This is a genomic window from Streptomyces sp. CY-1, assembly GCF_047218265.1.
GTDB lineage: Bacteria > Actinomycetota > Actinomycetes > Streptomycetales > Streptomycetaceae > Streptomyces > Streptomyces niphimycinicus.
This window is the reverse complement of record NZ_CP178393.1, coordinates 2,773,142-2,797,866: the sequence shown is the minus strand read 5'-3', so window position 1 is coordinate 2,797,866 and position 24,725 is coordinate 2,773,142. Positions and strand designations below refer to the sequence as shown.

19 protein-coding genes are annotated in these 24,725 nt (G+C 70.2%); 11 read left to right on the top strand and 8 right to left on the bottom strand.

Translation table 11 applies throughout. The features are described 5' to 3' along the window. Positions 1–80: 80 nt before the first annotated feature. The 7 genes from ACK1X7_RS11980 to ACK1X7_RS11950 all read left to right on the top strand — a co-directional run bounded on the left by ACK1X7_RS11980 (position 81) and on the right by ACK1X7_RS11950 (position 7,997). Positions 81–1,508: an enolase C-terminal domain-like protein gene (locus ACK1X7_RS11980; RefSeq protein WP_413115071.1), complete on the top strand. Its 1,428-nt coding sequence runs from the start codon at positions 81–83 to the stop codon at positions 1,506–1,508. Beyond that, positions 1,505–2,281 (top strand): SDR family NAD(P)-dependent oxidoreductase, encoded by a 777-nt coding sequence (locus ACK1X7_RS11975; RefSeq protein WP_078640524.1) that lies wholly within the window; start codon positions 1,505–1,507, stop codon positions 2,279–2,281. Before ACK1X7_RS11980 ends, ACK1X7_RS11975 begins: the two co-directional genes overlap by 4 nt. A gap of 161 nt (positions 2,282–2,442) precedes the next feature. Further along, complete coding sequence (locus ACK1X7_RS11970) at positions 2,443–3,477, top strand: sugar ABC transporter substrate-binding protein (RefSeq protein WP_078640523.1); 1,035 nt, start codon at positions 2,443–2,445, stop codon at positions 3,475–3,477. A 2-nt stretch (positions 3,478–3,479) separates the two neighbouring features. Then, positions 3,480–5,066, top strand: a complete 1,587-nt coding sequence (locus ACK1X7_RS11965; protein WP_385151229.1) for a sugar ABC transporter ATP-binding protein — start codon at positions 3,480–3,482, stop codon at positions 5,064–5,066. Beyond that, complete coding sequence (locus tag ACK1X7_RS11960) at positions 5,063–6,100, top strand: ABC transporter permease (RefSeq protein ID WP_385151226.1); 1,038 nt, start codon at positions 5,063–5,065, stop codon at positions 6,098–6,100. Before ACK1X7_RS11965 ends, ACK1X7_RS11960 begins: the two co-directional genes overlap by 4 nt. A gap of 20 nt (positions 6,101–6,120) precedes the next feature. Beyond that, positions 6,121–7,143, top strand: coding sequence for an aldo/keto reductase (locus ACK1X7_RS11955; RefSeq protein WP_385151224.1), 1,023 nt, complete (start codon positions 6,121–6,123; stop codon positions 7,141–7,143). 2 nt (positions 7,144–7,145) lie between these two features. Beyond that, on the top strand, positions 7,146–7,997 hold the full coding sequence (locus ACK1X7_RS11950; protein ID WP_385151221.1) for an amidohydrolase family protein: 852 nt from the start codon (positions 7,146–7,148) through the stop codon (positions 7,995–7,997). 22 nt (positions 7,998–8,019) lie between these two features. Here ACK1X7_RS11950 and ACK1X7_RS11945 read toward each other — a convergent pair whose 3' ends face one another. From ACK1X7_RS11945 to ACK1X7_RS11920, 6 genes are all read right to left on the bottom strand, one after another. Beyond that, positions 8,020–8,691: a FadR/GntR family transcriptional regulator gene (locus ACK1X7_RS11945; RefSeq protein ID WP_014059528.1), complete on the bottom strand. Its 672-nt coding sequence runs from the start codon at positions 8,689–8,691 to the stop codon at positions 8,020–8,022. Between the two features lie 162 nt (positions 8,692–8,853). Beyond that, positions 8,854–9,324: a hypothetical protein gene (locus tag ACK1X7_RS11940; RefSeq protein ID WP_385151218.1), complete on the bottom strand. Its 471-nt coding sequence runs from the start codon at positions 9,322–9,324 to the stop codon at positions 8,854–8,856. Between the two features lie 343 nt (positions 9,325–9,667). Continuing rightward, on the bottom strand, positions 9,668–11,278 hold the full coding sequence (locus tag ACK1X7_RS11935) for a glycerol-3-phosphate dehydrogenase/oxidase (protein WP_385153945.1): 1,611 nt from the start codon (positions 11,276–11,278) through the stop codon (positions 9,668–9,670). 3 nt (positions 11,279–11,281) lie between these two features. Next, on the bottom strand, positions 11,282–12,829 hold the full coding sequence (gene glpK / locus ACK1X7_RS11930; protein WP_385153948.1) for a glycerol kinase GlpK: 1,548 nt from the start codon (positions 12,827–12,829) through the stop codon (positions 11,282–11,284). A 33-nt stretch (positions 12,830–12,862) separates the two neighbouring features. Further along, a complete protein-coding gene (locus ACK1X7_RS11925; protein WP_382956919.1) occupies positions 12,863–13,657 on the bottom strand; it encodes an MIP/aquaporin family protein in 795 nt (264 codons plus the stop codon). A gap of 297 nt (positions 13,658–13,954) precedes the next feature. Further along, positions 13,955–14,719 (bottom strand): IclR family transcriptional regulator, encoded by a 765-nt coding sequence (locus tag ACK1X7_RS11920; protein ID WP_216342364.1) that lies wholly within the window; start codon positions 14,717–14,719, stop codon positions 13,955–13,957. Positions 14,720–14,957: 238 nt separating this feature from the next. On the opposite strand from ACK1X7_RS11920, the gene metH reads away from it, so the two are divergent. The 4 genes from metH (at position 14,958) to ACK1X7_RS11900 (ending at position 22,900) form a co-directional block, all read left to right on the top strand. Beyond that, a complete protein-coding gene (metH, locus tag ACK1X7_RS11915; protein WP_385153951.1) occupies positions 14,958–18,464 on the top strand; it encodes a methionine synthase in 3,507 nt (1,168 codons plus the stop codon). 149 nt (positions 18,465–18,613) lie between these two features. After that, positions 18,614–19,315 carry an HAD family hydrolase gene (locus ACK1X7_RS11910; RefSeq protein WP_390793886.1) on the top strand — a complete coding sequence of 234 codons (702 nt, stop codon included), beginning with the start codon at positions 18,614–18,616 and terminating at the stop codon, positions 19,313–19,315. 339 nt (positions 19,316–19,654) lie between these two features. Continuing rightward, positions 19,655–21,253 (top strand): ABC transporter substrate-binding protein, encoded by a 1,599-nt coding sequence (locus ACK1X7_RS11905; protein WP_385153954.1) that lies wholly within the window; start codon positions 19,655–19,657, stop codon positions 21,251–21,253. 51 nt (positions 21,254–21,304) lie between these two features. Then, complete coding sequence (locus ACK1X7_RS11900) at positions 21,305–22,900, top strand: ABC transporter substrate-binding protein (RefSeq protein WP_413115070.1); 1,596 nt, start codon at positions 21,305–21,307, stop codon at positions 22,898–22,900. A 129-nt stretch (positions 22,901–23,029) separates the two neighbouring features. Here ACK1X7_RS11900 and ACK1X7_RS11895 read toward each other — a convergent pair whose 3' ends face one another. Beyond that, positions 23,030–23,701 (bottom strand): response regulator, encoded by a 672-nt coding sequence (locus tag ACK1X7_RS11895; RefSeq protein WP_009719179.1) that lies wholly within the window; start codon positions 23,699–23,701, stop codon positions 23,030–23,032. A gap of 13 nt (positions 23,702–23,714) precedes the next feature. Beyond that, positions 23,715–24,620, bottom strand: a complete 906-nt coding sequence (locus ACK1X7_RS11890; protein ID WP_385142904.1) for a RecB family exonuclease — start codon at positions 24,618–24,620, stop codon at positions 23,715–23,717. Positions 24,621–24,725: the final 105 nt, after the last annotated feature.

Genomic DNA, 24,725 nt, shown 5'->3' with positions numbered 1-24,725 from the left:
CTGTCTTCCGAAAGTTCCGGCGCACCTCTGGACGAAACCCTTTGGGCAACGCTATACATCGGATCACCGCGAAAGGTCCGATGTTCTCTCTCGCGCATCGTTTCAGGGAGCACCCATTGAGTCTGCGTCCATCCGTCACCGAGCTCGAGGTTCATGACATCCGGTTTCCCACCTCGGAGCAGCTCGACGGCTCGGACGCCATGAACCCGGACCCCGACTACTCCGCCGCCTACGTCGTGCTGCGCACGGACGCGGGGGAGGGAGCGGCGTCCGAGGGACACGGCTTCGTCTTCACCATCGGCCGCGGCAACGATGTCACCGCGGCCGCCATCCGCTCGCTCCGCCCCCATGTGGTGGGCCGCCCCGCGCCGCTGACGGCGGCCGACCTGGGCGTCCTGCACCGCGAGCTGACCCATGACTCGCAATTGCGCTGGCTCGGGCCGGAGAAGGGCGTCATGCATATGGCGGCGGGCGCGGTGGTCAACGCCGCCTGGGACCTCGCCGCCCGGCAGGCGGGCAAACCGCTGTGGCAGTTCCTCGCCGAGATGTCGCCCGAGGAGCTGGTCGACCTGGTCGACTTCCGCTACCTCACCGACGCGCTCACCCGTGACGAGGCGCTCGCCATCCTGCGCGCCGCCGAGCCCGGCCGCGCCGAGCGCGCCGCGCTGCTGCGCGAGCGGGGCTACCCCGCCTACACCACCTCGCCCGGCTGGCTCGGCTACTCCGACGAGAAAATGATCAAGCTGGCGCAGGAGGCCGTCGCCGACGGCTTCGGCCAGATCAAGCTCAAGGTCGGCGCCGATCTCGACGAGGACCTCAGGCGGATGCGGCTCGCCCGCGAGGCGGTCGGCCCCGAGGTGCGCATCGCCGTGGACGCCAACCAGCGCTGGGACGTGGCGGAGGCGGTGCGCTGGATGAGCGCCCTGGCGCCGTACGACCCGCACTGGATCGAGGAGCCCACCAGCCCGGACGACGTCCTCGCGCACGCCGCCATCCGCGCCGGACAGCCGGTCAAGGTCGCCACCGGTGAGCATGTCGCCAACCGCGTGGTCTTCAAGCAGTTGCTCCAGGCCGAGGCGGTCGACTTCGTCCAGATCGACGCGGCACGGGTCGCCGGGGTCAACGAGAACCTCACGATCCTGCTGCTCGCCGCCAAGTACGGCCTTCCGGTGTGCCCGCACGCGGGCGGCGTCGGGCTGTGCGAACTCGTGCAGCATCTGGCCATGTTCGACTTCGTGGCCGTGTCGGGCAGTTGGGACGACCGGGTCATCGAGTATGTCGACCACCTCCACGAGCACTTCGCCGATCCCGTGGTCATCGAGTCGGGCCGCTACCGCGCCCCGACCGAGCCGGGCTTCTCCGCCCGTATGTACCCCGAGTCGATCGCCGCCTACCGCTATCCGGACGGTCCCGAATGGCGGGCCCGCCTGGCGGGGCCCGAACCGGCACCGCCCGCACCAGCAACGCCCGCACCCGCACAGCCCGTACGACAGGAGGACAACCAGTGACCACCGGCGACTTCGAAGGGCTGGCCGCGCTCGTCACCGGGGGCGCCTCCGGTATCGGCGCCGCGATCGCCGCCACGCTGCGCGACCGGGGAGCGCGGGTCGCCGTGCTCGACCGCGATCCGTCGGGCGCCCCGGACGGCACGCTGGCGCTCAAGGCCGACGTCACCTCCGACGAGGCGATCAGGGCGGCGGTGGACGCGGCGGTGACCGAGTTCGGCGCCCTGCACACCCTCGTCGGCAACGCGGGCATCGGCGCGATCGGCAGCGTCGAGGACAACTCCGACGAGGAGTGGCACCGGGTGCTGGACATCAATGTGCTGGGCCTGGTCCGCACCGCGCGGGCCGCGCTGCCCCATCTGCGCGCCGCCGCGGCCGACCGGCCCGGCGCCGTCTCCATCACCCACACCTGCTCGATCGCCGCCACCGCCGGACTGCCGCAGCGCGCCGTCTACAGCGCCAGCAAGGGCGCGGTGCTCTCGCTGACCCTCGCCATGGCGGCGGACCACATCCGCGAGGGGGTCCGCGTCAACTGCGTCAACCCCGGCACCGCGGACACCCCATGGGTCGGTCGGCTGCTCGACCAGGCCCCCGATCCGGCGGCCGAGCGCGCCGCCCTGGAGGCCCGTCAGCCCACCGGACGGCTGGTCTCCGCCGACGAGGTGGCCGCCGCCGTCGCCTATCTCGCCAGCCCCGCCGCCGCGGCCGTCACCGGCACCGCGCTGGCCGTCGACGGAGGGATGCAGGGACTGCGGCTGCGCCCCGCCTCCTCCTGAGACACCGCCTCCTCCCGAGACACCGCTTCCCCCTGAGACACCGCCTCCACCCGGACAACGCCGCACCTCTGGACAACGGCTTCGCCCGACGCTACGCCCGAGACCAGCACCACCCGCACCACTCGACCCAGAACGACGAGAACGACCAAGGACGGGACTCGATGACGAGACTCCGCACCACCGGCACCGCCGCCTGCGCCGTGCTGCTGGCCGTCGCAGCGCTCACCGGCTGCAACCGCGAGAGCAATGGCGCCGGCGGCGGCAAGGTCGGCATCGACATGCCGCGGACGGACACCGACTTCTGGAACTCCTACCAGCAGTACCTGGAGAAGGGTGTCGACAAGGGCACCGTCTCCGCGCTGCCGCTGTCCAACTCGCAGAACGACATCTCCAAGCTGGTCGCCAACGTCCAGGCGTTCACCGATCAGGGCGCCAAGGCGATCGTCATGGCCCCCCAGGACACCGGCGCGATCTCCTCCACCCTGGAGCAGTTGGAGGAGAAGAAGATCCCCGTGGTGAGCGTGGACACCCGGCCCGACTCCGGCAAGATCTACATGGTGGTGCGGGCCGACAACCGGGCGTACGGCACCAAGGCGTGCGAGTACCTCGGCGAGAAGCTGGGCGGCAAGGGCCGGGTCGCCGAGCTCCAGGGCGACCTCAGCTCCATCAACGGCCGGGACCGCTCACAGGCGTTCGCCTCCTGCATGAAGAAGAAGTACCCCGGCATCAAGGTGCATGAGCTGCCCACCGACTGGAAGGGCGATGTGGCCTCCGCCAAGCTCCAGAGCCTGCTGGCCCAGCACAAGGACATCAACGGCATCTACATGCAGGCGGGCGGCGTCTTCCTCCAGCCCACGCTCGCGCTGCTGGAGCAGAAGAGGCTGCTGAAGCCGGCCGGTTCGGACAAGCACATCACGATCATCTCCAACGACGGGATACCCGAGGAGCTGGACGCGATCCGCTCGGGGAAGATCGACGCCACGCTCTCCCAGCCCGCCGACCTCTACGCCAAGTGGGCCCTGAACTACGCGAAGGCCGCTCTGGACGGCAAGACGTTCAAACCCGGCCCGACCGATCACGGCTCCAACATCGTCAAGATCGCGAACGGTCTGGAAGACCAGCTTCCGGCGCCGCTGGTCACCAAGGAGAACGTCGACGACAAGAAGCTGTGGGCCAACCAGCTCGAGAAGAAGTGACCATGGGCACGGTCGAGCAGCCCGCCGTGGTGCGGGCCCAGGGCATCGTCAAACGGTTCGGTCCCACCGTCGCCCTGGACCAGGCCCGGCTGGCCGTCCGGCCCGGGGAGGCCCACGCCCTCGTCGGGCGCAACGGGGCGGGCAAGTCCACGCTGGTGTCCGTCCTGACCGGGATGGAGCGCCCGGACGAGGGCGAGGTGACCTTCGGGGACGAGCCCGCCCCCGGCTACGGCGACACCGCCGCCTGGCAGCGCAGGGTGGCCTGCGTCTACCAGAAGTCGATGGTGGTCCCGGACCTGACGGTCGCCGAGAACCTCTACCTCAACCGCTTCCCGGGGGCGCGCCACATCCGCTGGCGCGCCCTGCGCGAGGACGCCCGCGCGCTGCTGGCCGAGTACGGCGTGGAGGTGGATCCGCAGACGCGGGCGAAGGACCTCAGCGTCGAGCAGCGGCAGTTCGTGGAGATCGCCCGCGCCCTCTCCTTCGGCGCCCGGCTGATCATCCTCGACGAGCCCACCGCCCAGCTCGACGCGGGCGGGATCGACCGGCTCTTCGCCAAGCTGCTCGAGCTGCGCCGGCAGGGGGTCGCCTTCCTGTTCATCTCGCACCATCTTCAGGAGGTCTACGAACTCTGCGACACCGTCACCGTCTTCCGCGACGCCCGGCATGTGCTCACCGCCCCGGTCGCCGACCTCCCCAAGGAGGAGCTGGTGGCGGCGATGACCGGGGACGACGGCACGGCGCCGGGGGGCGACTCCCGGGCGGCCGTCCGCGCCCCCGTCGCCCGTAAGGCGGCCGACCCGGGCGGGGAACCGGTGCTGCGCACCGAAGGGCTCACCCTGGAGGGCGAGTTCGACCCGCTGGACCTGGTGGTGCGCCCCGGCGAGGTGCTCGGCCTGGCCGGGGCCACGGCCAGCGGCAACACGGCGGTCGGCGAGACCCTGGTGGGCCTGCGCAAACCGGCCGGCGGGCAGCTCTCGGTGCGCGGCCGCCCGGTGCGCCCGGGCAGCGTGCCGCACGCCATCGACGCGGGCATCGGCTACGTCCCGGAGGACCGGCACGACCAGGGCCTGGTCCTGGGCCGCAGCGTCGCCGAGAACGCCACCCTGACCGTCACCGACCAACTCGGGCCCTACGGCACGGTGCTGCCCTCCCGGACCCGCGCCTTCGCCCAGCGGATGATCACCTCCCTGGACATCAAGACCTCGGGCCCCTCGCAGCCCGTTTCGGGTTTGTCCGGCGGAAATCAGCAGAAGGTCGTCATCGCGCGGGCGCTGGCCCGTGAGCCCAGCCTCCTGGTCGCCATCCGCCCGACCGCCGGGGTGGACGTGAAGTCCAAGGACGCGCTGCTCGGTGTCGTACGGGACGTCGCCGCGGCCGGCAGCGGCGCGGTCATCGTCTCCGACGAACTGGACGATCTGCGGGTCTGCGACCGGATCCTGGCCTTCTTCCACGGACGGGTGGTCGCGGAGTTCGACAGCGGCTGGAGCGACCGTCAGCTCGTCGCCGCCATGGAGGGCATGACGGAGCCGGGCACCAACGGCACGGCGGGGGACACCGAAGACCGCACAGAAGGAAGGCAGTCATGACCGATACCGCACGCCAGCGGACCGCCGAGGCGGTGGCTGACGGCCCGGCGGGGAGGGGCCGGCCGCGGATCGACATCGCGCGCTGGCGCGATCTGTCACTGGTCCCCGTGATCTTCGTCCTCGGGGTCATCGGCTTCATCGTCTCGCCCGCCTTCCTCACCGAGGACAACCTGATCGGCGTCGTCCAGCAGTCCACCGAGCTGGGGCTGCTGGTGCTCGGCGAGGCGCTGATCCTGATCAGCGGGCGGATGGACCTCTCCCTGGAGTCCACCATCGCCGTGGCGCCGGTGATCGCCCTGTGGCTCGTCCTGCCCGATCACGGGGCGCGGTTCGAGGGCCTGGGGCTGCTGCCGGTGTGGACCGCCATACCGCTGTGCCTGGCGGTCGGGGCGCTGATCGGCGCGGCCAACGGCTTCCTGATGCTCAAGCTGCGCGTCAACGGCTTCATCGCGACCCTGGGCATGCTGACCATGCTGCGCGGACTCCAGGTCGGCGTCGCCGAGGGCCAGTCGATCGTCAACGTCCCCGAATCCTTCCGCTACCTCGGCAAGGCCGACTGGCTGGGCGTCCCCGCCGCCGTGTGGATCTGCCTGGGGCTGTACGCCCTCGGCGGCCTGGCGCTGGGCTATCTGCGGCACGGGCGCGCGCTGTACGCGATCGGCGGCAACCCCGAGGCCGCGCGGGCGGCGGGCATCCGGGTGGACCGGATCACCTGGATCGTGCTGAGCGTCGGCGGACTCCTCGCCGCCTTCGCGGGCATCCTCTACACCGGCCACTACGGCTCGGTCGCCGCGACCCAGGGCAACGGCTGGATCTTCCAGGTGTTCGCCGCCGCGGTCATCGGCGGAATCAGCCTCAAGGGCGGCCGCGGCACGCTCTTCGGCGCGCTCACGGGCGTGCTGACGCTGCAACTGGTCGTCAATGTGATGACCCTGGGCGGGGTACCGCCCCTGTGGAACCAGTTCATCAACGGCTCGATCATCATTGTCGCGCTGATCATCTCCCGCTACGCCAGCGGCGAGAAGCAGGACTGAGAGCCGGTCGGGAGGAAGCCATGGTGGGCGACGGAGGACGGGTCCCGAGCGGCCCGCGCGAACTGGGGCGCTCGGGGGTGCGCGTACCACCCCTGGGCCTTGGCTGCGCGCCGCTGGGCAATCTCTACGAGGCGATGCCGGAGGAGCGCGCCAAGGACACCGTAAGGGCGGCGTTCGACACCGGCCTCACCTATATGGACACCGCGCCGCACTACGGCGTCGGTCTCTCCGAGGAGCGGCTGGGGCGGGCGCTGGCCGGGCGCGAGCGCGCCACGTACACCCTCTCCACCAAGGTGGGGCGGCGCTTGCGGCCGCGCGCCCCCGGGGAGCCGGTCCAGGCGGACGGGTTCGCCGACACCCCCGACCGGGTCCGGGAGTGGGACTTCACCCGGGACGGCATCCGCGCCACCCTCGAATCCTCCCTGGAGCGGCTCGGGGTCGACGCCCTGGACATCGTCTACGTCCACGATCCGGAAGACCACATCCGTGAGGTCTATGAGACGGGCTTCGCGGCGCTGGCCGAGCTGAAGCAGGAGAAGCTCGTCCGGGCCATCGGCTTCGGCATGAACCACAGCGACCTCCTCGCCCGGTTCGTCGCCGACTTCGATGTGGACGTCGTGCTGTGCGCCGGGCGCTGGACGCTGCTGGACCGCACCGCCCACGACGATCTGCTGCCGGTGTGCGAACGGCGCGGCACCTCCGTGGTGGTCGGCGGGGTCTACAACTCCGGGCTGCTCGCCGACCCCGCCCCCGGGGCCCGCTACGACTACCAGCAGGCGCCGCCCGAACTCCTGGCGCGGGCCCGGCGGCTGGCCGAGGTGTGCGCCGAGTACGAGGTGCCGCTGCGCGCCGCCGCGCTGCGCTTCCCCTTCGGCCATCCGGCGGTGGCCGCGGCGGTGGTCGGCTGCGCCACCCCGGCCGAAGTCCGGGACAACGCCGAGCTGTTCACCCACGACATCCCCGATGAGCTGTGGCAGGCTCTGGTGGCGCGCGGGCTGCTCGACCAGGACATCCCGCTGCCGGTTCCGAGCCCCCAGGAGTGACCTTGCCTCGCCGTATCGACGCCCACCACCATCTGTGGGACCTGACCCGCCGCGAGCAGCCCTGGATGGACGGCCCGTGGGCGGAGCCCATCCGCCGCACCTTCACCCCGGACGATCTCGCCCCGCATCTGGACGCCCATGGCATCGACGCCACCGTCGTCGTCCAGTCCAGCTCCTCCGTCGAGGAGACCCGGGAACTCCTGGCCCTGGCCGACGGGTCGGACCGGATCGCGGGCGTCGTCGGCTGGGCCGACCTCACCGACCCCGGGGTGGGCGAGGTGCTCGCGGAGCTGGCCGCCGGACCCGGCGGCGACCGGCTGGTGGGCCTGCGCCACCAGGTGCAGGACGAGCCCGATCCGCGCTGGCTGGACCGCGACGACACCCGCCGGGGACTCGCCGCCGTGGCCGCCGCGGGGCTGGTCTACGACCTGCTGGTCACCCCGCGCGAGCTGCCCGCGGCCATCGACGCCGTCCGCGAGCTGCCGCAGGCGCGCTTCGTCCTCGACCACGCCGCCAAACCGCCCGTGGCCGGCGGTGAGCGCGACCCCTGGGCCCGGCAGCTCACCGCGCTCGCGGCCCTGCCCAACGTCGACTGCAAGCTGTCCGGACTGGTCACCGAGGCCGACTGGGACGGCTGGAAGCCCGAGCAGGTGCTGCCATACGCGCAGCACGTCCTGGACGCCTTCGGGCCCGGCCGGGTGCTGTTCGGCTCCGACTGGCCGGTGTGCGTCCTGGCCGCGACCTACGACGAGGTGGTGGCCCTCGCGGAGCGGGCCACCCTCCCGCTCGGCGAGGACGAGCGCGCCGCCGTCTTCGGCGGCAACGCGGCCCGCGCCTACGGCCTCCGGCCGTAAGGCGCGCGCCGCCTGCCGGGGCTCACAGCGTGGAGCGCAGCCACTGCTCCACGCTCGCGATGTGCACCGTCGCCCAGGACCGTGCCGCCTCCGCGTCGCGGTCCCGCAGCGCGGAGAGGATCGCCCGGTGCTCATGGAGGGTGCGGCTGACCGCGTCCTCCTGGGTCAGACCGCGCCACACCCGGGCCCGGGTGGTGGGCCCGGAGAGCCCGTCGAGCAGTGAGCAGAGCACCGAGTTGCCCGAGCACTGGACGATGCCGCGGTGGAACTCCAGGTCGCAGGCGACCAGTTCCTCCACCGACGGCGTCTGCCCGAGCGCGTCGAGCTGTGCCTGGAGCCGGTCCAGCTCGGCCTCGCTGATCCGGGTGGAGGCCAGCGCCGTGGCCGCGGGCTCCAGGATCCGCCGTACCGCCAGGAACTCCAGTACGGTGTCATCGCGGTGGAAGTCCACCACGAAGCTCAGCGCCTCCAGCAGCAACTGGGGGTCGAGGCTGGTCACATAGGTGCCGTCGCCCTGCCGTACGTCGAGGATCCGGATCAGCGACAGGGCCCGCACGGCCTCGCGCAGCGAGTTGCGGGACAGCCCGAGATCGGCGGCCAGCTCACTCTCCTTGGGGAGCCGGTCACCGGGGCGCAGCGCACCCGAGACGATCATGCCCTTGATTTTCTCGATCGCCTCGTCGGTGACCGCCATGGTGGACCTCCCCGGAGCAAAACATCCGATGTATCAGGGGTCCATTATGACTTATGGCGCACGCGAAACCGGCGGCGTCTGCCGGGGGCGCCGCCGGTCCGCTGGGACCTGCTGCCGGGAGGGCCCGAAGACGGGCTCACAGCCGGTTGTTCATCGGATGGCTCAGAAGGTGAACGGCCCCGGGCTCTGGGGCGAGGTGGCGGTGCAGTTCACCGTGATCAGGCCGAAGATGACCAGCTTGAGCGACTTGGCCTCCAGGACGTCGCCCGCGGCCACCGTGCCCTTGAGCGGGCCGGTGGTCACATCGGAGCCGGTCGGGATGGCCGGGTTGGCGTTGCCGGTGAACGTCTTGGTTCCGCCGCCGCTCTTCGACAGCGTCAGCGTCGAGCTCACCGAGCCCGCCGGAACGTCGATCGGAGCCTTGATCGCGCCCGAGGAGAGGGTGATGGTCGCGGCCGTTCCGCTCTGCGTGGCCTTGAGGGTGGCCAGACCCGAACCGTAGGTCCCGCAGTCGGCGGTCAGGGTCGCGGTCGTGGGGTTGACCGCGGAGGCGGTCGGGGCCAGCGCGAGCGCGCCGGCTGCCAGTGCTGCTGTTCCCATTGCCGTGCTGATCCCGAGCTTGAAGCGTCTCATGGGACTGCCTTCCGGAGTGGGGGAGTGCGCCGATGTGTGGGGGGTTCCGCCCGTCATCCACGGGCGATGTCATTGATGCGCGCACCGCCGAAGAAGGCAAGAGCGATTCAGCAGATTTTTAACGCGCGAGTAAGTCCGCGGACGCCCTCCGGGATCACCGCCAACTGCCTTACGGACGACGGAACTTGGGGAAGCCTCAGGTCAGCTCCGCGGCGTGCTCGGCGCCCCCGGCGCAGCACCCCGGGGCGATCCGGCCCGGGCCCGAACCGAGTCCGGGCGGCCGGGTGGGAAGACGTCTCCTCCCACCCGGCCGCCCGGATCGGGGAAGGCGGCCCCGCGGGGGTCAGGGTCGCTTGGCCAGCAGATCCTCGACCCGGCTCCGGATGTCCTCGGAGTCCAGGCCGCGGATGGTCAGGGTGGTGCGGCGGCGCAGTACGTCGTCCGCCGTGCGCGCCCACTCGTAGTCCCGGGCGTAGACGACCTGCGCCCAGATCTCCGGGGCGTCCGGGTGGACGCGCTCCGCGAGCGCCGGGTCGCCGCTGGCCAGCCGGGCGATGTCGAAGGAGAGCGAGCCGTAGTGGGTCGCCAGGTGACGGGCGGTGTCGGCGGCCATGCGCGGGCCGGGGGTGCCGCCGTCCACCAGCAGCCGGTGCTCGACGGCGTGCGGATTGGCCAGGCCCGGCAGCGGCATGTGCTTGGGCAGCAGCTTGACCGGCTCCATGTCGTCGGCGAGCGGACGGCCCGGCAGCTCGGCCAGCTTCTGCATCACGGTGCGGCCGATGTGGCGGAAGGTGGTCCACTTGCCGCCGGCTATGGAGAGCATCCCGCCCCTGCCCTCGGTCACCACGGTCTCGCGCTTGGCCTTGGCGGTGTCGCCGGGGCCGCCGGGCAGCACCCGCAGCCCCGCGAAGGAGTAGGTGATCAGGTCGCGGGAGAGCTGCTGGTCGCGGATGGAGAAGGCCGCCTCGTCCAGGATCTGGGCGATGTCCTTGTCGTTGACCGCGACATCGGCCGGGTCGCCCTCGAACGCCTCGTCCGTGGTGCCCAGCAGCAGCATGTCCTCCCAGGGGAGGGCGAAGGTGATGCGGTACTTGTCGATCGGGGTGGCCAGCGCCGCCCGCCAGGGGGAGGTGCGCTTGAGGACCAGATGCGCGCCCTTGGACAGCCGGATCGACGGCGCCGCGTTCGGGTCCTCCATCCGGCGCAGATGGTCCACCCAGGGGCCGGTGGCGTTGAGCACCAGACGGGCGTTCACCCCGAACTCGGTGCCGTCGGCGCGGTCCTTGAGCTCGGCGCCGGTGACCCGGCCGTCGCTCTTGCGCAGGCCGATGACCTCGGCGTGGTTGAGGACGGTGGCGCCCGCCTCCACGGCCGCCCGGACCGTCATCAGGGCCATCCGGCTGTCGTTCATCTGGCCGTCGCCGTAGACCGCGACCGCCTTCAGGTTCTCGGTGCGCAGCTCGGGGACGTCGCGGGCGGCCCGCTCGGCGCCGATCACATGGCCGACGCCGTCCCGGAACGCGGAGAGCGCCGAGTAGGCGAAGACACCCGCGCCCAGCTTGGCCGCGCCGTGCGGGCCGCCCTTGTAGACCGGCAGATAGAAGGTGAGCGGGTTGGCCAGGTGCGGGGCGACGGTACGGGAGACCGCGCGCCGCTCGAAGTGGTTCTCGGCGACCAGCTTGACCGCGCCGGTCTGGAGATAGCGCAGGCCGCCGTGGAGCAGCTTGGAGGAGGCGGAGGAGGTGGCGCCGGCGAAGTCACCGGCATCCACCATCGCCACCCGCAGCCCGGACTGCGCGGCGTGCCAGGCAGTGGTGATGCCCAGAATGCCGCCGCCGATCACCAGGAGGTCGTACGTCGCCTTGGAAAGCTGTTCCCGGGTTTCGGCTCGGCTCGGGTTCGAACCGGCAGCCGGGTGCGTTCCGAGGGACGGAACGCATCGCAGGGTGGTCATTGATTACTCCTCGTCTTCGATCCAGCCCATGGTCCGCTGCACGGCCTTGAGCCAGTTCTTGTACTCGCGGTCGCGGACGTCCGCGTCCATTCGGGGGGTCCATTCGGCCGCCCGGCGCCAGTTGGCGCGCAGGGCGTCGGTGTCCGGCCAGAAGCCGACGGCCAGACCGGCGGCGTAGGCCGCGCCGAGGCAGGTGGTCTCGGCGACCATCGGGCGCACCACGGGTGCGTCCAGGGCGTCCGAGAGGGTCTGCATCAGAAGGTTGTTGGAGGTCATACCGCCGTCGACCTTGAGCGCGGTGAGCTCGACCCCGGAGTCCTTGGTCATCGCGTCGACGATCTCGCGGGTCTGCCAGGCGGTGGCCTCGAGCACGGCGCGCGCGATGTGCGCCTTGGTGACATAGCGGGTCAGGCCCGCGATCACGCCGCGCGCGTCGTCCCGCCAGTACGGGGCGAACAGGCCGGAGAAGGCGGGCACGAAGTAAGCGCCGCCGTTGTCCTCGACGGAGCTGGCGAGGGTCTCGATCTCGGCGGCGCTGTTGATCAGGCCCATCTGGTCCCGCATCCACTGCACCAGCGAACCGGTGACCGCGATGGAGCCCTCCAGGGCGTAGACCGGCTTCTCCTCGCCGATCCGGTAGCCGACGGTGGTCAGCAGCCCGTTGTAGGAGTTGACGGGCTTCTCGCCGGTGTTCATCAGCAGGAAGGTGCCGGTGCCGTAGGTCGACTTGGCCTCGCCCTCGGCGTAGCAGGTCTGGCCGAAGAGGGCCGCCTGCTGGTCGCCGAGCGCCGAGGCGACCGGCACGCCCGCCAGGATGCCCTCGGCCGTGTGGCCGTAGACCTCGGCGGAGGAGCGTATCCGCGGCAGCACGGCGGCCGGGATGTCCATCGAGGTGAGGATCTTCTCGTCCCAGTCGAGGGTGTGCAGGTTCATCAGGAGGGTGCGCGAGGCGTTGGTGACGTCGGTGACATGCACGCCGCCGTTGACACCGCCGGTCAGGTTCCAGATGACCCAGGAGTCCATGGTGCCGAAGAGGATGTCGCCCGCCTCGGCCCGCTCGCGCAGCCCCTCGACGTTGTCGAGCAGCCAGCGGATCTTGGGACCGGCGAAGTAGGAGGCCAGCGGGAGGCCGGTCTCGCGGCGGAAGCGGTCCTGGCCGACGTTGCGGCCGAGCTCGCGGCAGAGGGTGTCGGTGCGGGTGTCCTGCCAGACGATGGCGTTGTGCACCGGCTCACCGGTCTTGCGGTCCCACAGCAGGGTGGTCTCGCGCTGGTTGGTGATGCCGATCGCCTTGACGTCGATGGCGGTGATGCCGGCCTTGCTGATGGCGCCGGCGACGACCTCCTTGACGTTCTCCCAGATCTCGGTGGCGTTGTGCTCCACCCAGCCGGGCTTGGGGAAGATCTGCTCGTGTTCCTTCTGGTCCACCGAGACGATGCGGCCGTCGCGGTCGAAGACGATGCAGCGGCTGGAGGTGGTGCCCTGGTCGATGGCCGCGATGAACGGGCCCTGGCCGTGGGACGAGGCGCTCGTGGTGTGGGTGTCGGTCATGATCTGCTGCTCTCCTGCGGGTCGTGGGGTGGGCTAGGCGAAGGCGATCTCGTAGATCCCGCCGGCGATGGCGCCGCCGATGAGCGGGCCGACGACCGGGATCCAGGCATAGCCCCAGTCCGAGCCGCCCTTGTTGGGCAGCGGCAGGAGGGCGTGGGCGATACGGGGGCCGAGGTCACGCGCCGGGTTGATGGCGTAACCGGTCGGGCCGCCGAGCGAGAGGCCGATGCCGACCACCACGAAGGCGGTGATCATGACGCCGATGACGCCCAGGCCCTTGCCGTCGCCGTTGAGCCCCTGGGTGAGGATGGCGAGCACCAGCACGGCCGTGGCGATGATCTCGGTGGCCAGGTTCTGGGCGACGTTCCGGATCTCGGGGCCGGTGGAGAAGACGCCCAGCACCGGGCCGGCGTCGGTGGCCTGCTGCTTGTCCGCCGCCACCGTGTCCTGGGCGCCGGGGCCGCCGACGATCTCGCGGTCGGTGAGATGGGCGTGGAAGTGGCCGAGGTAGGCGAGCCACACCAGCGCCGCGCCGATCACCGCGCCGAGCATCTGCCCGAGGAAGTAGATGGGCACATCGCTCCACTCGATGCCGCCCTTGATGGCGAGGCCGAGCGTCACCGCCGGGTTGAGATGGGCCCCCGAGAGAGGCGCCGAGATATACGCGCCGGTGAGCACGGCGAAGCCCCACCCGAGGGTGATGGCGACCCACCCGGCCTCGAACGCCTTGGATCGCTTCAAGATCACGCCGGCGACGACACCGCAGCCGAGCAGAATGAGTACGGCGGTACCGATGGTCTCGCCGATGAAGATGTCGGAGCTGGACACCCGCGACTCCTTTGTCCTTCGTCCAGGGGAAGGCGAACCCCCGGGTTCTCACCGGTGGTCCGCGCCCTCGTGGGAGGGCGTTGGTCGGCCCGCGGCGAGTCCACCATAGCGAATATTGTCGTCAGGTGTTCGACAATGCCGACCGATGAACGGCAGTTTTCTTCACGGCGAAGACCCCGTCAAGGGTCGTGTGAAGGAAAAATCGCGCGTATGTGAAACCGTGATGAAGCAGGTCATGCCGGGATATGGGGGCAGATCCGCGCGGGTCGCCACGATTCAGAAACGGGCCGCCACGATTCAGAAACGCAGCGCGCCCAGGTCCCGGGAGACGGCGCGGGCGCAGTCCCTCACGGCGGCCACGAGCTCCGAGCGCAGCTCCCCGTCGTCGCACACCCGCTCGACCGCGCCCGTGATCCCCACGGCGCCCACGGGCAGCCGGCGCCGGTCGTGGATGGGCGCCGCGACCGACGCCACACCCTCCCAGGTCTCCTCCACGTCACAGGCCCAGCCGCGCGCCCGGATCAGGTCCAGCACGCCCTCGAACTCCCGCTCCCCGGTCACCGTGCGGGGGGTGAACGCCTTACGGTCGGCCTCGGTCACCTCGCTGTGGGCGACCGGGTCGTACGCGGAGAGCACCTTGCCCAGGGCCGTGGAGTGCAGCGGGTGCATCGCGCCGACCTCCAGCACCTGACGGCTGTCGTCGGGCCGGAAGACATGGTGGACGATCAGCACGCCCTGCTGGTGCACCACGCCCAGGTACACGCTCTCGCCGCTGGAGCGGGCCAGGTCGTCCGTCCAGACCAGGGCGCGGGCGCGCAGCTCGTGCACGTCCAGATAGCTGTTGCCCAGGCGCAGCAGCTCCGCGCCGAGCTGATAGCGGCCGGATGCCTCGTCCTGCTCGACGAACCCCTCCTGCTGGAGCGTGCGCAATATGCCGTGCGCGGTGCCCTTGGCCAGCCCCAGAGTGGAGGCGATGTCGGACAGTCCCAGACGTCGCTCACCACCGGCGAGCAGGCGTAGCATCGCGGCGGCGCGCTCCAACGACTGGATGTTCCGGGCCATCGCCAACCTCCTGACTGCGGTTCGACAATGCTGAACACTATCGGTCCATGTCGACCCCGCGGTACCGCAAGGCCCAGTGTCGACGATCAAGGGCCCGCCCGAGGGCCGCCCGGCCGCGCCCCATCCCGGCTGATGGAACGACCATCGTGAAATGACCACTGGCAGCTACCCTGGCGTGGTGCGCCGTCCCCAGGGAGGGCGCAAAGCCGACAGCCGTCGCACTCCAGGGAGCACATCCATGGCCTCGCACACGCCAACGCCCACATCCGCCGCCCGAGCCGAAGCGCTCCGCGAAGCGCTGGCCACCCGTGTGGTGGTCGCCGACGGCGCGATGGGGACGATGCTCCAGGCGCAGGAGCCCAGTCTCGACGACTTCCAGCAGCTCGAGGGCTGCAACGAGATCCTCAACATCACCCGCCCGGACATCGTCCGCTCGGTCCACGCGGAGTACTACGCCGCCGGGGTGGACTGCGTCGAGACCAACACCTTCGGCGCCAACCACGCGGCGCTCGGTGAGTACGACATCCCCGACCGCGTCCACGAGCTGTCCGAGGCCGGCGCCCGGATCGCCCGTGAGGTCGCCGACGAGTTCGCCGCCGACGGACGCCAGCGCTGGGTGCTGGGCTCCATGGGCCCCGGCACCAAGCTGCCCACCCTCGGCCACGCCCCCTATGTCACCCTCCGCGACGCCTACCAGGCCAATGCCGAGGGCATGATCGCCGGTGGCGCGGACGCCCTGCTGGTGGAGACCACCCAGGACCTGCTCCAGACCAAGGCCGCGGTCCTCGGCGCCCGCCGCGCCCTGGACGCCACCGGTGCCAATCTCCCCCTGATCTGCTCGGTCACCGTCGAGACCACCGGCACCATGCTGCTCGGCTCCGAGATCGGCGCGGCGCTCACCGCCCTCGAGCCGCTCGGCATCGACATGATCGGCCTCAACTGCGCCACCGGCCCCGCCGAAATGAGCGAGCATCTGCGCCATCTCGCCCGCCACTCCCGTATCCCGCTGTCCTGCATGCCCAACGCCGGCCTTCCGGTGCTGGGCAAGGACGGCGCCCACTACCCCCTGACCCCGGGCGAGCTGGCCGACGCCCAGGAGACCTTCGTCCGCGAGTACGGGCTCTCCCTGGTCGGCGGCTGCTGCGGCACCACGCCCGAGCATCTGCGCCAGGTCGTCGAGCGGGTCCGCGAGCTGACCCCCACCGAGCGCTCCCCGCGCCCCGAGCCCGGCGCCGCCTCGCTCTACCAGACCGTGCCGTTCCGCCAGGACACCTCGTATCTGGCGATCGGCGAGCGCACCAACGCCAACGGCTCCAAGAAGTTCCGCGAGGCCATGCTGGAGGCCCGCTGGGACGACTGTGTGGAGATCGCCCGGGAGCAGATCCGCGAGGGCGCCCATCTGCTCGACCTGTGCGTGGACTACGTCGGCCGGGACGGCGTCGCGGACATGGAGGAGCTGGCCGGGCGGTTCGCCACCGCCTCCACCCTCCCCATCGTCCTGGACTCCACCGAGGTCGACGTCATCCGGGCCGGGCTGGAGAAGCTCGGCGGGCGCGCCGTCATCAACTCCGTCAACTACGAGGACGGGGACGGCCCCGAGTCGCGGTTCGCCAAGGTCACCCGGCTCGCCCAGGAGCACGGCGCCGCCCTGATCGCGCTGACCATCGACGAGGAGGGCCAGGCCCGTACGCCGGAGAAGAAGGTGGAGATCGCCGAGCGGCTGATCGACGACCTGACCGGCAACTGGGGCATCCTCGAGTCGGACATCCTCATCGACACCCTGACCTTCACCATCTGCACCGGTCAGGAGGAGTCCCGTAAGGACGGCATCGCCACCATCGACGCCATCCGCGAGCTCAAGCGGCGCCATCCGGACGTCCAGACCACGCTGGGCCTGTCGAACATCTCCTTCGGCCTCAACCCCGCCGCCCGGATCGTGCTCAACTCCGTCTTCCTCGACGAATGCGTCAAGGCGGGCCTGGACTCGGCGATCGTGCACGCCTCCAAGATCCTGCCGATCGCGCGGTTCGAGGAGGAGCAGGTCAAGACCGCCCTGGACCTGATCTACGACCGCCGCGCCGAGGGCTATGACCCGCTCCAGAAGCTGATGGGGCTCTTCGAGGGCGCCACCGCCAAGTCCCTCAAGGCGGGCAAGGCCGAGGAACTGGCCGCGCTGCCCCTGGACGAGCGCCTCAAGCGGCGCATCATCGACGGTGAGCGCAACGGCCTGGAGGCCGACCTCGACGAGGCGCTCCAGGAGCGCCCCGCCCTCGAGATCGTCAACGAGACGCTGCTGGACGGCATGAAGGTGGTCGGCGAGCTCTTCGGCTCCGGCCAGATGCAGCTTCCGTTCGTGCTCCAGTCCGCCGAGGTCATGAAGACCGCGGTGGCGCATCTGGAGCCGCACATGGAGAAGTCGGACGACGAGGGCAAGGGCACCATCGTGCTCGCCACCGTCCGCGGCGACGTCCATGACATCGGTAAGAACCTCGTGGACATCATCTTGTCCAACAACGGCTACAACGTGGTCAACCTGGGCATCAAGCAGCCGGTCGCCGCGATCCTGGAGGCCGCCGAGGAACACCGTGCCGATGTGATCGGCATGTCCGGGCTGCTGGTGAAGTCCACGGTGATCATGAAGGAGAACCTGGAGGAGCTCAACCAGCGCAAGCTGGCCGCCCGGTTCCCCGTCATCCTCGGCGGCGCCGCCCTCACCCGCGCGTACGTCGAGCAGGATCTGCACGAGATCTACGAGGGCGAGGTGCGCTACGCCCGCGACGCCTTCGAGGGGCTGCGCCTCATGGACGCCCTGATCGCCGTCAAGCGCGGTGTGCCCGGCGCGGCGCTCCCCGAGCTGCGGCAGCGCCGCGTCCCCCAGCGCGCCGCCCAGGTGCGGGAGCCGGAGCCGGAGGAGGGTCCCGCGCGCTCGGACGTGTCCACCGACAACCCCCTCCCCACGCCGCCCTTCTGGGGCACCCGTGTCGTCAAGGGCATCCAGCAGGCCGACTACGCCTCCTGGCTGGACGAGGGCGCGCTGTTCAAGGGCCAGTGGGGGCTCAAGCAGGCCCGCACCGGCGAGGGGCCCGGCTACGAGGAGCTGGTGGAGAGCGAGGGGCGGCCCCGGCTGCGCGGCTGGCTGGACCGGCTGCACACCGGGAACCTGCTGGAGGCGGCCGTCGTCTACGGCTACTTCCCGTGCGTCTCCAAGGGCGAGGACCTGGTCCTGCTGAACGAGGACGGCAGCGAGCGGACCCGCTTCACCTTCCCGCGCCAGCGCCGCGGCCGCCGGCTGTGCCTGGCCGACTTCTTCCGGCCCGAGGAGTCCGGTGAGACCGATGTCGTCGGGCTCCAGGTGGTGACCGTCGGCTCGAAGATCGGCGAGGCCACCGCCGAGCTGTTCGCCGCCGACTCCTACCGCGACTATCTGGAGCTGCACGGCCTGTCCGTCCAGCTCGCGGAGGCGCTGGCCGAGTACTGGCACGCCCGGGTCCGCGCGGAGCTGGGCTTCGCCGGTGAGGACCCGAGCGAGATGGAGGACATGTTCGCGCTGAAGTACCGCGGCGCGCGCTTCTCGCTCGGTTACGGCGCCTGCCCCGACCTGGAGGACCGCGCCAAGATCGCCGATCTGCTCCAGCCCGAGCGGATCGGGGTGAAGCTCTCGGAGGAGTTCCAGCTCCACCCCGAGCAGTCCACGGACGCCATCGTGATCCACCACCCGGAGGCCAAGTACTTCAACGCGCGGTAGTCCTCCGGCGGCCGTTCGTGACCGCCTTACGGTGCTCACGAGGCGCGTCGGCGCCGCGCGACGTAGACTGGTCGATCCGGTAGAGGCCGGTCGCCTTCCCGCCAGTGGAAGGGGGCCGGCCTTCGTGCCCCTTATCCGGAGGTGTTTGGATGACCAGCAGCATCCCCGCCGTCGATACCCGTACGGCCGAAGGCTCGGCCCTGCAAGCCGTTCTGCTCGACATGGACGGCACCCTGGTCGACACCGAGGGCATCTGGTGGGACGCGGAGGTCGCCATCTTCGCCGAGCTCGGTCACGCGCTCGCCGAGGAGTACCGCCAGGTCGTCGTCGGCGGCCCGATGTCGCGCAGCGCCCAGTTCCTGATCGAGGCCACCGGCGCCGAGATCGCCCTCGCCGAGCTCACCGGCCTGCTCAACAGCCGCTTCACCGAGCTGATCGACGGCAGTGTGCCGATGCTGCCCGGTGCCCGCCGGCTGCTCACCGAGCTGGCCGCGCAGTCCATCCCCACCGCCCTGGTCTCCGCCTCCCACCGGCGGGTGATGGACCGGGTGCTGCGCTCGCTCGGCCCGGAGCACTTCGCCCTGACGGTGGCGGGCGACGAGGTCGAGCGGACCAAGCCGCATCCGGACCCGTATCTGTTCGCCGCGGCCGGGCTCGCCGTCGAGCCGGGGCGGTGCGTGGTCATCGAGGACACCGACACGGGCGTACGGGCCGCGGAGGCGGCCGGGTGCCGGGTGGTCGCGGTGCCGTCCGTGGTGCCGATCGAGCCCGCCGCGGGGCGTACGGTCGTCGGTTCGCTCGAAGAAGTCGATCTTTCATTTCTGCGTACTCTGGTCACTGCAATGCACTGAACGCGCACCGAGCGTATTTCTGTAAATTGCAAACTGAATAGCGCGGGCGCACTTTTCGCGTTCCGTTGGCGACAAGGGAACGTGATGTTTATCACTGCGCATGCGGTGGGCGGGTGGGGCGGTTGCCTGCCGCGCGTCCTGTCTGATGCGATTTGGGTGAACCCATGTGTCCGGATTAGTGGTATGCCGTACGAATCGTGGCGGCGTCCGGATATCGGTCGATGGCCGCTCGTTATCGGGGCGTGATATCGCCTCAACTTCGTTGTGTCTGAGCATGGTCGGCGCCGCGGACTAATCTCGTCGCGAGTAGCTTGATCGATGGCAGGGAGACTCCCGACAATGACGCGCAAGTCGCTGGTGCTGCCGGCTGTGGCCGGCCTCCTGATCTCCACGCTCGCCGCGTGCGGTGGTACCGACGGCTCGGGCTCGGACGGTAAGGCGATCGTCCTGGGCAGCACGGACCGCATAGAGGCGTCGAAGGCGGCGCCCGCTCCGCTGGACCCGGCCCTGGCCTACGACTTCGCCTCCTGGAGCGTGCTGCACAACGCCTTCCAGACACTGATGAGACTGCCCCGCTCGGGAACCGAGCCGATACCGGACGCCGCCGAGAAGTGCGGCTTCCAGGACCGGCAGAGCGAGCAGTACCGCTGCACGCTGCGCAGCGGGCTGAAGTTCTCCAACGGTCACGACCTGACCTCCAAGGACGTCAAGTTCTCCCTCGAGCGCGTGCTGCGCATCGACGACCCCAACGGCACCAAGTCGCTGCTGTCCAACGTGGACAAGATCGAAACCCCCAGCGACCGCGAGATCGTCATCCACCTCTCGCAGCCGGACGCGACCTTCCCGTCCAAGCTCACCACTCCGGCCGCCGCCATCCTGGACAGCGAGGTCTACAAGCCCGACGCGCTGCGCAACGGCTTCGAGATGACGGGCTCGGGCCCGTACTCCGCCAAGACCGAGGTGCGCGACAACCGGCTGGTCAAGGTCGTCTTCACCAAGAACTCGCACTACAAGGGCGATGTCCACCTGAAGGCCGACAAGGCGGAGATGCGTTTCTACGACTCCGCCTCGACCATGGAGAAGGCCCTGGCCAAGGGCGACATCGACGTGGTCCACCGCGGCTTCTCGCCCGAACAGATCGACAAGCTCAACAAGGGCGACGTCAAGGGCGTCCGGCTCTTCGAATCCTCCGGGCAGGGCATCCGCTATCTGGTCTTCAACACCTCGGACCCGGCGGTCAAGAACAAGGCGGTCCGGCAGGCCATCGCCCATCTCGTGGACCGCCAGGCGCTGGTGCGCGATGTGTACAAGCGGACCGCCGAGCCGCTCTACTCGATGATCCCCACCAGTATCTCCTCGCATATCAACTCGTTCCACAACGAGTACGGCGACCCGGACCCCGCGGTCGCCAAGAGCGTGCTGCGCGACGCCGGTATCAACACCCCGGTGAAGCTGACGCTGACCTACACCACCGACCACTACGGTCCGGAGACGGCCGGGGAGTTCAAGGAGCTGAAGAAGCAGCTCAACGCCAGCGGCCTCTTCTCCGTCACGATCAAGGGCTACCCGTGGCGGGACTTCCGCCCCGCGCTCATCAAGCGCCAGTTCTCCGCCTCCGGGATGGGCTGGCTGCCCGACTTCCCGGACCCCGACAGCTACACCGCGCCGTTCCTCACCACGGACAACTTCCTCAACTCGCCCTACCGCAACAGCACCATCCAGGACGAGCTGATCCCCAAGACCCGGCAGGAGGCCCAGCGCAGCCTCGCCGACAGGGACTTCCAGTCGATCCAGAACGCCGTCGCCAGCGACGTGCCCTATCTCCCGCTGTGGCAGGGCAACACCTATGTGGCCGCCCGCGAGAACGTCATCGGCGCCGAGTACGCCTTCGACTCCTCGACCATGCTCCAGCTCTGGGAGCTCGGCAAGGGCGACTGAGAAGAACCCACGGGGGTCAGGCACGAAACGACGAATGTGTGAGGAAGACCGTTGAGGAAACGTGATCAGTGGCTGGCAGCTCCCCTGGGCGCGGGACTGGCCGCCGCCCTGCTCACCGGATGCGGCAGTGAGGACGGGGACGCGGCGGGCAGCGGCGAGCACGTGGTCATGGGGATGTCGGACGAGGTGCTCGCCACCGACCCGGCCTCCGGCTACGACCCGGGCTCCTGGCTGCTGTTCAACAACGTCTTCCAGTCCCTGCTGAGCTTCCCGAAGGGCAGCACCACACCGCAGCCGGAGGCAGCGGAGAAGTGCTCGTTCAAGGACAACTCCAGCCGGGTCTACTCCTGCACGCTGAAGAACGACCTGACGTTCTCCAATGGCCATTCGCTCACCTCCGAGGACGTCAAGTTCTCCTTCGAGCGCACCAAGCGGATCAATGACGCGAACGGTCCGGCGCTGATGCTCACCTCCATCGGGAGCATCGACACCCCGGACAAGCGGACCGTTGTCTTCCATCTGAAGGACTCCGACGCGACCTTCCCGCAGAAGATCGCCTCCGGCGCCGGGTCCATCGTCGACCACCAGGAATACCCCGCCGACAAGCTGCGCACGGACCACAAGGCGGTCGGCTCCGGCGTCTACAAGCTGGACTCCTTCACCAAGGACGAGGCCGACTTCTCCGTCAACGGCGGCTACCGGGGGCCCGCCCGGCCGAAGAACTCCGGGCTGAGCCTGAAGTTCTTCCACGGCGGGCAGGCGCGGCTGAAGTCCGCCGTGCAGAAGGGCGATGTGGACCTCGCCTACCGCGGGCTGGCCATGCGCGACCTCGCCGACCTCCAGGCGCGGAGCCTCGGCGGCGGCAAGAGCCTGAACGTGGTCGAGGGCACCGGCGCCGAGGTCCAGCACCTGGTCTTCAACATGAAGGACCCGGTGGCGGGCAAGCTCGGCGTGCGCAAGGCCATGGCGTACCTCATCGACCGCTCCACCCTGGTGCGGGACGTCTACAAGCGCACCGCCGAACCGCTGTACTCGGTGGTCCCGGCCGGGATCACCGGCCACAACACCGCCTTCTACGACAAGTACGGCGACCGCCCGCAGCCCGGGAAGGCCAAGCAGGCGCTGCGGGACGAGGGCATCTCCGGCAAGGTCAAGCTGACGCTGTGGGGCACCCCGATCCGCTACGGCCCCGGCACCGTCCCCGGCCTGCGCCAGATCGCCCGGCAGCTCAACGCCAGCGGGCTGTTCGACGTCGATGTGAAGAGCGCGGACGTGGCCGCGTACGAGAAGGGCGTCGCCGGCGGGAAGTACGGCGTCTATGTGAAGGGCTGGGTGCCCGACTACCCGGACCCGGACAACTTCGTCGCCCCGTTCTTCGGCGCCGGCAACGTCCTGGCCAACCACTACACCTCGCCGCGGCTGTCCGCGCAGCTCATCCCCGCCACCGCCGAGCAGCCCAGCCGCGAGGCCACGGTCGGCGACTTCCAGCGGATCCAGGACATCGTCGCCGACGAGGTGCCGATGCTTCCGCTGTGGCAGGGCAAGCAGTACGCGGTGGCCCAGGACGACATCTCCGGGCTCCAGTGGACCCTCGACTCCTCGACGGTCTTCCGCTTCTGGGAGATCGCCAAGTCCTCCGACGGCTGACGGGGACGGCGTCTTGACGGCGGTACGTCTTTACGGCGTACGTCTTTACGGCGGTACGGCGGGAGGCCCGGGGCGCGCGCCCCGGGCCTCCCGCCGTACCGCCACCGTCCCCGGTGCCCCCGGTGCCGCCTACTGCGCGCCGGGGCGGACCAGGCCGCTCTCGTAGGCGTACACGGCGGCCTGGACCCGGTCGCGCAGCCCCAGTTTGGTCAGCACATGGCCCACATGCGTCTTGACCGTGGTCTCGCTGACGAACAGATCCGCGGCGATCTCCGCGTTGGACAGCCCCCGGGCCACCAGCTTCAGCACCTCGACCTCGCGCTCGGTCAGCGTGTGCAGGGTGTCCGGCACCGGCTCCTCGCCCGACGGGAGATGCCCGGCGTACTTGTCGAGCAGCCTGCGGGTGATGCTGGGCGCCAGCATCGCCTCGCCCGCCGCCACCACGCGGATGGCCTGCACCAGCTCGGTGGCGGGAGCGTCCTTCAGCAGAAATCCGCTGGCCCCGGCGCGCAGCGCCTCCACCACGTACTCGTCCAGGTCGAAGGTGGTCAGCACCAGCACCTTGGCCGGGCCGTCCCGCCCCGGACCGGTGATCTGGCGGGTCGCCTCCACGCCGTCCATCCGCGGCATCCGGATGTCCATCAGGACCACATCGGGCTGAAGCGCCCGCACCTGGTCGAGGGCCTGTAGACCATCCCCTGCCTCGCCGACGACCGCCAGATCCTGCTCCGCCTCCAGGATCATCCGGAAGCCGGTGCGCAGCAGCGGTTGATCATCGACCAGTAGGACGCGGATCGCCACGGGAACTCCTTCGCTAGACCGCGTCCATTCTGCCGGACTGAAGGGGCACGACCGCCAGGGGATACGGCGGCGGCGTACCCCCGAACTCCGGACAGTGCGCCTGGTGGTCGCACCAGCCGCACAGCCTGGTCTGGCGGGGGACGAAGGCACCGGTCTCCGTGGCCAGCCGGATTGCCTCCCACAGGGCCAGCACCTTGCGCTCCACCGCCCGCAGATCCCGCTCGTCCGGGTCGTACGTCAGCACATCGCCGCTGCCCAGATAGACAAGCTGGAGCCGCCGCGGGATGACCCCGCGCAGCCGCCACACCACCAGCGCGTAGAACTTCATCTGGAACAGGGCCTCGCCCGCGTACTGCGGCGCGGGGGCCTTGCCCGTCTTGTAGTCCACGATCCGCACATCACCCGTGGGAGCGATGTCGATCCGGTCGATGATTCCGCGCAGCCGCAGCCCGGATTCGAGCTCCGTCTCCACGAACAGCTCCCGCTCCGCGGGCTCCAGACGCGTCGGATCCTCCAGCGAGAACCACTGGTCCACCAGTGTCTGAGCCCCCGTCAGCCACTCGGCCAGCCGCTCCGGCGCCGGGGCGCCGTCCTCCTCCTGGAACAGCTCCGCCAGCTCCGGCTTGGCCGCCAGCAGCCGTTCCCACTCGCCCGGCACCATCGCCCGGGCCCGCGGCGAAGTGCGCTCGGCGGCCGGGGCGTCGAAGAGCCGCTCCAGCACCGCGTGGACCACCGTGCCGCGGGTGGCCGCCGCGCTGGGCTTCTCCGGCAATTTGTCGATCACTCGGAAGCGGTACAGCAGCGGGCACCGCATGAAATCGGCCGCCCGTGACGGTGACAACGAGGCGGCGCGGCCGGACTTCGGCGGCCCGTCCGACGGTTCGGCCTTCCCGGTGGTGGTTCCCGTGGTGGTTCCCATGGCGAAGACCCTACGACCCGCCACTGACAGCCGGACGCATACCATCGACGTCCGAGCCCCTCGCACTGCATGATCGTGGGGACCGTATCAAAAGAGGGGTGCGAC

What these genes read in the sequence shown, in the direction of transcription:
- ACK1X7_RS11980 (WP_413115071.1), top strand. Translation starts at nt 81, where the DNA reads ATGTTCTCTCTCGCGCATCGTTTCAGGGAGCACCCATTGAGTCTGCGT.
- ACK1X7_RS11970 (WP_078640523.1), top strand. Translation starts at nt 2,443, where the DNA reads ATGACGAGACTCCGCACCACCGGCACCGCCGCCTGCGCCGTGCTGCTG.
- ACK1X7_RS11965 (WP_385151229.1), top strand. Translation starts at nt 3,480, where the DNA reads ATGGGCACGGTCGAGCAGCCCGCCGTGGTGCGGGCCCAGGGCATCGTC.
- ACK1X7_RS11960 (WP_385151226.1), top strand. Translation starts at nt 5,063, where the DNA reads ATGACCGATACCGCACGCCAGCGGACCGCCGAGGCGGTGGCTGACGGC.
- ACK1X7_RS11955 (WP_385151224.1), top strand. Translation starts at nt 6,121, where the DNA reads ATGGTGGGCGACGGAGGACGGGTCCCGAGCGGCCCGCGCGAACTGGGG.
- ACK1X7_RS11945 (WP_014059528.1), bottom strand. Translation starts at nt 8,691, where the DNA reads ATGGCGGTCACCGACGAGGCGATCGAGAAAATCAAGGGCATGATCGTC.
- ACK1X7_RS11940 (WP_385151218.1), bottom strand. Translation starts at nt 9,324, where the DNA reads ATGAGACGCTTCAAGCTCGGGATCAGCACGGCAATGGGAACAGCAGCA.
- ACK1X7_RS11935 (WP_385153945.1), bottom strand. Translation starts at nt 11,278, where the DNA reads ATGACCACCCTGCGATGCGTTCCGTCCCTCGGAACGCACCCGGCTGCC.
- glpK (WP_385153948.1), bottom strand. Translation starts at nt 12,829, where the DNA reads ATGACCGACACCCACACCACGAGCGCCTCGTCCCACGGCCAGGGCCCG.
- ACK1X7_RS11920 (WP_216342364.1), bottom strand. Translation starts at nt 14,719, where the DNA reads ATGGCCCGGAACATCCAGTCGTTGGAGCGCGCCGCCGCGATGCTACGC.
- metH (WP_385153951.1), top strand. Translation starts at nt 14,958, where the DNA reads ATGGCCTCGCACACGCCAACGCCCACATCCGCCGCCCGAGCCGAAGCG.
- ACK1X7_RS11910 (WP_390793886.1), top strand. Translation starts at nt 18,614, where the DNA reads ATGACCAGCAGCATCCCCGCCGTCGATACCCGTACGGCCGAAGGCTCG.
- ACK1X7_RS11905 (WP_385153954.1), top strand. Translation starts at nt 19,655, where the DNA reads ATGACGCGCAAGTCGCTGGTGCTGCCGGCTGTGGCCGGCCTCCTGATC.
- ACK1X7_RS11890 (WP_385142904.1), bottom strand. Translation starts at nt 24,620, where the DNA reads ATGGGAACCACCACGGGAACCACCACCGGGAAGGCCGAACCGTCGGAC.